This window comes from Xanthomonas sp. SHU 199 (genome assembly GCF_000364665.1).
In the GTDB taxonomy this organism is placed as follows: Bacteria; Pseudomonadota; Gammaproteobacteria; order Xanthomonadales; family Xanthomonadaceae; genus Xanthomonas_A; species Xanthomonas_A sontii.
On the sequence record NZ_AQOI01000183.1, the window covers coordinates 1 to 4,774 of the forward strand.

7 protein-coding genes are annotated in these 4,774 nt (G+C 73.3%); all 7 read right to left on the reverse strand.

Annotated elements, in window-relative coordinates; genetic code table 11:
- Window positions 1-627 (reverse strand): type II secretion system protein GspM (gene gspM, locus D183_RS0107700; RefSeq protein ID WP_017908492.1); only part of this gene is annotated, 627 nt, incomplete at its 3' end.
- Window positions 608-1,732: a PilN domain-containing protein gene (locus tag D183_RS0107705; protein WP_017908493.1), complete on the reverse strand. Its 1,125-nt coding sequence runs from the start codon at window positions 1,730-1,732 to the stop codon at window positions 608-610. The genes D183_RS0107705 and gspM, both read right to left, overlap by 20 nt.
- Window positions 1,729-2,586, reverse strand: a complete 858-nt coding sequence (locus D183_RS0107710; protein WP_017908494.1) for a general secretion pathway protein GspK — start codon at window positions 2,584-2,586, stop codon at window positions 1,729-1,731. Before D183_RS0107710 ends, D183_RS0107705 begins: the two co-directional genes overlap by 4 nt.
- Window positions 2,583-3,236, reverse strand: a complete 654-nt coding sequence (locus D183_RS0107715) for a type II secretion system protein J (RefSeq protein WP_017908495.1) — start codon at window positions 3,234-3,236, stop codon at window positions 2,583-2,585. The genes D183_RS0107710 and D183_RS0107715 overlap by 4 nt, the downstream gene beginning before the upstream one ends.
- Window positions 3,233-3,649 (reverse strand): type II secretion system protein XpsI, encoded by a 417-nt coding sequence (gene xpsI / locus D183_RS0107720; RefSeq protein WP_017908496.1) that lies wholly within the window; start codon window positions 3,647-3,649, stop codon window positions 3,233-3,235. Before xpsI ends, D183_RS0107715 begins: the two co-directional genes overlap by 4 nt.
- Complete coding sequence (gene xpsH, locus D183_RS24245; RefSeq protein WP_039726527.1) at window positions 3,646-4,095, reverse strand: type II secretion system protein XpsH; 450 nt, start codon at window positions 4,093-4,095, stop codon at window positions 3,646-3,648. The genes xpsI and xpsH overlap by 4 nt, the downstream gene beginning before the upstream one ends.
- Window positions 4,096-4,173: 78 nt before the next feature.
- Window positions 4,174-4,611 (reverse strand): type II secretion system major pseudopilin GspG, encoded by a 438-nt coding sequence (gene gspG / locus D183_RS0107730; protein ID WP_026143220.1) that lies wholly within the window; start codon window positions 4,609-4,611, stop codon window positions 4,174-4,176.
- Window positions 4,612-4,774 lie beyond the last annotated feature (163 nt).

A 4,774-nucleotide genomic window follows, 5' to 3' on the forward strand; every position in this document is an offset into this window, starting at 1 on the left:
CGGGTCCGGTGTGGCGGACGCCGCCGGTGGCGCCGGCATCGCGTTCGGACGCAGGTAGCCGGCCAGTTCGAAGGCCACGTCCAGGCCGTTGCCGCTCTCGCCCGGCGAGAGCTGGTAGCGCTGCGCCATCACGTTGAGGTTGTCGATGAACAGCGCCGGCGTGCCGCTTTCCAGCGCATGCAATACCGCCGCCAGCTCCGGCGTGCCGCAGCGCAGGCGCACCTGCACCGCCACGCGGGTGAAGCGGTCGCTGCGGTTGTCGGCGGCCAGCGGCGAGCGGTTGCTGATCGCGCAACTGCGGTTGCCGGGGCTGGCCGTGGCCACCGCGCTTTCCAGGCGCTGCACCAGACCGGCCGAGGCCAGTTCGGCCGAGGTCTCGCGCAGGAAGCCCGGGCGCGTGGCCAGTTCGCGCTGCGCCTGCTGCAGCCGTTGCGCCACCTGCGGCGCCTGCTGCAACTGCATGCGCACGCGCAGTTCGCGCTGCTGCAGTTCCTGGATCTGCGCATCGACCTCGCGCATCGGCACGGTCCACCACGGATGCACCAGCACCAGGTAGCCCAGCGCCAGCGCCGCCAGCAGCAGGCCCAGCGCCAGCCAGCGGTCGCGCTTATCGACCTGCACCGGCATCGGTGGCCTCCTTGCGCTTGGTGCCGGCCAGCTCGGCGGTGAGGGTGAAGCGGTCGCGGTGGCTGCCCGGATCGGCCTGCAGCACGCCGGTCAGCGACGGCGTGCGCCACAGCGGCGAGCCTTCCAGGCGCCCGACCAGCGACGAGGCTTCGCTGCTGAGCCCGATCAACTGCAACTGGTTGCCCTCGATCGAGAACTTCTCCAGATAGGTGCCCTCCGGCAGGCGCTTGCTCAGTTCGTTCCAGACCTCCACCGAGGCCGGGCGCTCGGCGCGCAACTGGTCGAAGAACGCGGCGCCTTCGACCAGATCGACCAGCTGCTGGCGCTGCGCGGCGACCGCGCGCGCGCGCTGCGCACCGCTGTCCACCTGGGTGCGCAGGTGCTCCAGCGCATCGCGGCGATTGTCCAGCAACTGCCAGCCGGCCGCGCACAGCGCCAGCAGCGCGGTGACGGCAAGGATCGCGTTCCAGCGCCGCATCGGGTCGGCGCGGCGGTGCCGCTGTTCCTGCGGCAGCAGATTCACTCCCAGCGGCGCGCCATCGCTGCCGGCGACGTCGATGCCGGCCAGGGTCGGGCGCAGCGCGCCGGCGCTGGCCTGCAGGTCGTCCAGCACGCGGCGCGGCGCCACCACCAGTTCGGCGTCGAGCTGGGCGTCGTCGCGGCGACCGTCGGCGCGCACGTCGTAGATCACCTGGTCGGCCTGGAACGGGGTCTGCCGGTCGATCTCGAACTTCACCACCTCGCGCAGGTGCTCGGCGGCCGCCGCCGGCAGGCGCAGATGGCGTTGCAACGCCGCCTCGGCCGGCAACAGCCACACCCGCGGCAGCGCCGCCAGGCGCGGCCCCAGCAGCGCCTCCAGTTCGTCGGGCAGCAGCGGCCACGGCAGCGTCAGCGGCGCGCCCAGTTCGGACTCGACCTGCCGCGCCAGCATCAGCTGCTCGCCCTCGCGCCACAGCAGCAGCCGCGCCTGCGACCAGCCCAGCTGCAGTTGCCAGCGCGGCGGCAGCCACGCCATCAGCGAGCGCTGCCACCAGGCCAGCAGCCCGCCCGCACCGGGGGCGATGCGTACGCCAAGTTTGTCCATCGTGTCGCGCCACGCCGTCATCGCACCGTCGTTCCTTCTTCCCAACGCAACACAGTGTAGGCGGAGCCCGGCAGCGCCGACGAGCCTGGGCGCACCACCGCGCGCAACACGCCCTCGCGGCCATTGCCCAGCCGCGCCCGGCTTTCGATGCTGTAGGTGCCGCCACCGCCCATGCCGACCATGCCGAGCTGGGTCTGGTCGGTGCGTTCGCGCTGCGCCAGCACCTGCTGCGCGTCCAGGCCGAGCGCGGTCAGCACCGGCCCCGGCGCGAAGTCCGGCGTCGGCCGCGACACCCCGCCGTACAGGGTCAGGTTGGGCAGCAGCTTGGCGTACAGCTCCGGGTCCATGCCCAGCACCAGTTGCAGTTCGGCCAGGCTTTCGAACGGCGCGTCCTTGGCGCCGTAGGGCAGGCCGGCGGCGGCGTAGTCCGGATCCTCGGCGCCGTTGGGCTGGGTCAGGTTGTCGGGATCGCGCCAGTCCACGATCGCCGCGGCGATGCGCTCGGCGCGCTGCGGATCTTCGCCGACCGCGCGCACCAGCGCCGCCAGCAGTTGCGCATCGGCCATGTTCAGATCGACCTTGCCACTCTCGTCGGTGACCCTCAGGTCGACGGTGGCGCCCTCGTACTGCCAGCGGTAGCGCCGGCCGTCGGCACGCCAGCCCGGCTGCGTGGGGGTGCCGGCGAGCCGGGTCAGCGCGTATTCCAGGCCGGCGCGGGCGCGTTCCTGCGCCTCGGCGCCGTCGCCGAGCACCTTGCCCTGCAGGTTCTCGGTGCGCGCGGTCAGCGCGAAGGCGCCGATCAGCGCGGTCAGCAGCGCGATCAGCCACAGCACCAGCACCAGCGCCGCGCCGCGGTGGCGATGCGTCGCGCTCATTGCCGCATCTCCGCGCCACCGGCCTGGCGCAGCGCTACCACCAGCGGCGGCCACGCCGTGCCGTCGCCGCTGCGCAACTCGATCGAGACCAGCAGCGGCAGCGTGTCGGTGCGCTCCCAGCGCTCCTGCCAGGGGCCGATGGTGCCGCGCTCCGGGTCCAGGCCGCGGTAGCGGAAGCGCACCTCGCGCAGGTCGCGCGCCAGCGGCTCGGACGGGCGCGGCGGGGTCTCGGCCAGTTGCTTGCCGGCCTGCACCTGCACCAGCGCGATCGCCAGTTGCCGATGGTCGCCCTCGCCGCTGACCCGCAGGTCGTGCAGGTAGGGGCCGCCGCGGCCGAGGTACTCGGGCAGATCGGCCACGAACTGCATGCGCTGCGGTTCGCCGACGAAACGCACCGGCTGCAGCGTGTGTGTGTCGATGTCCAGCGGCAGCGACTGCGCGCCGCTCAGGCGCCGGCGCAGGAAGCCCTCGACCGCGCGCATGCGTTCACTGCGTCCGGCGATCGCCTCGCCGCGGCCGCTGATCGCCATCGCCGAGCGCAGCGTGGCGAAGGCCAGGGTCAAGCCGCCGACCAGCAGCACCGTGGCCAGCAGCACTTCGATCAGGGTGAAGCCGCGCGCGGCGGCGCGCGGCGGCGCGCGCGTGGTCATTGCGGCACCCCGTTGCCTTGCGGGGCGACCAGGCGCAGGGTCTTCCACTGCAGCGCCTGCGCCGGCGCATCGCCCCAGCGCACCTGCAGGGTCAATTGCAGCAAGGTCGGCGCGCCGGGCGTCACCGCGGCATCGGGCGGCCGCCGCGGGTCGGCGTAGGGCGCCACGTCCAGGGTCCAGCGGTAGCGCCCCTGATCCAGCGTGCCCTGGCTGCGTCCCGGCTGCAGCGGCTGCTCCACGCCCTGCGCCGCCAGCAGCGACTGCGCGTACAGGGTGGCGCGGCTCAACTGGTCGGCACGCTGCACCTGGCGTGCGGCGCCGGACAGCGAGCCCAGCAGCAGGGTCAGCGCCAGCGCCAGCAGCGCGAACGCCACGATCACCTCGATCAGGGTGTAGCCGCGCTGGCGGTTCATGGGCCCGCCTGGTCCGGTGCGCGCCCGACCGTGACCTCGCCGGTCAGCCAGGTCACGTCGACGCGCCAGCGCGCCTGGCGCGCCTGCAGGTCGATGCGCCCGCCGGTGGAGGCGCCGTCCTCGAAGAACTGGATCGCGCCCTCTCCGTCGCGGCGCTGCGCCTGGCGCGCACCGGTGAAGCGGATCGTCAGCGACGGCGGGATCTCGCCGTGGCGGCCGTTGGGCGCCTGCCAGCGGTGCGCCTGCGGATCGATCAGGAAGCGCTGCGGCTGGCCGCTGGCGATCGCCTGGGTGCGGGTGTAGCGCAGTTGCGACGCGATCTCCTTGGCCGCCGAGCGCAGGCGCATGCCGTCGATGCCGCCGGTCAGCACCGAGGCCGCCAGCAGCGCGGCGATCGCGATCAGGCCCACCACCAGCAGCATCTCCAGCAGCGACACGCCGCGCATGCGCGCACGCGCAGCCGGCGCGCACGCCGGCACGCCGAAGCGCAGCGCGCCGGCAGGGGCCCGGATCACGGCGCCGGATCACTCGTACTTGATGTCGGCGTCGTAACTGCTGCCGCCGGGCTGGCCGTCCTTGCCCAGGCTGATCAGGTCGAACGGCCGGCCTTCGCCGGGCACCTTGTATTCGATCGGGTGGCCCCAGGGGTCGTTCAGTTCGGCCGGCTTGGCGTACGGACCGAGCCAGCCGCTGACGCCGCCCGGCGCGGTGACCAGGTCGTCGAGCTTGGACGGCAGCTTGCCGGTATCGAGCTGGTAGTTGTCGACCTTGCCGGCCAGGGTCTGGATCTGCGACTTGGCCAGGTTGGCCTTGCCACGGTCGGCGCCACCGAGCACGCGGCTGCCGACCAGGGTCAGCACCGCGCCGATCAGCACGATGACGATGATGATTTCCAGCAGGCTCATGCCCGCCTGGCGTGCGGCGGACGGGGAACGGGTCAGGGAGCGGCGAAGAGTGCGCATTGCATCGGATCCTTGCGGTGGAAGACCTATGTAGCCGAACACGGTGACGATGGCAGCCGGCGGCGGCCGGCGGTACAGCGGCGCGTCACGCACGCCGTCACACCGGGCGGTGGAGGATCCGCGCCGCGCGCACGCACGGCCACGGCCGGCGCGCGCGGCGCCA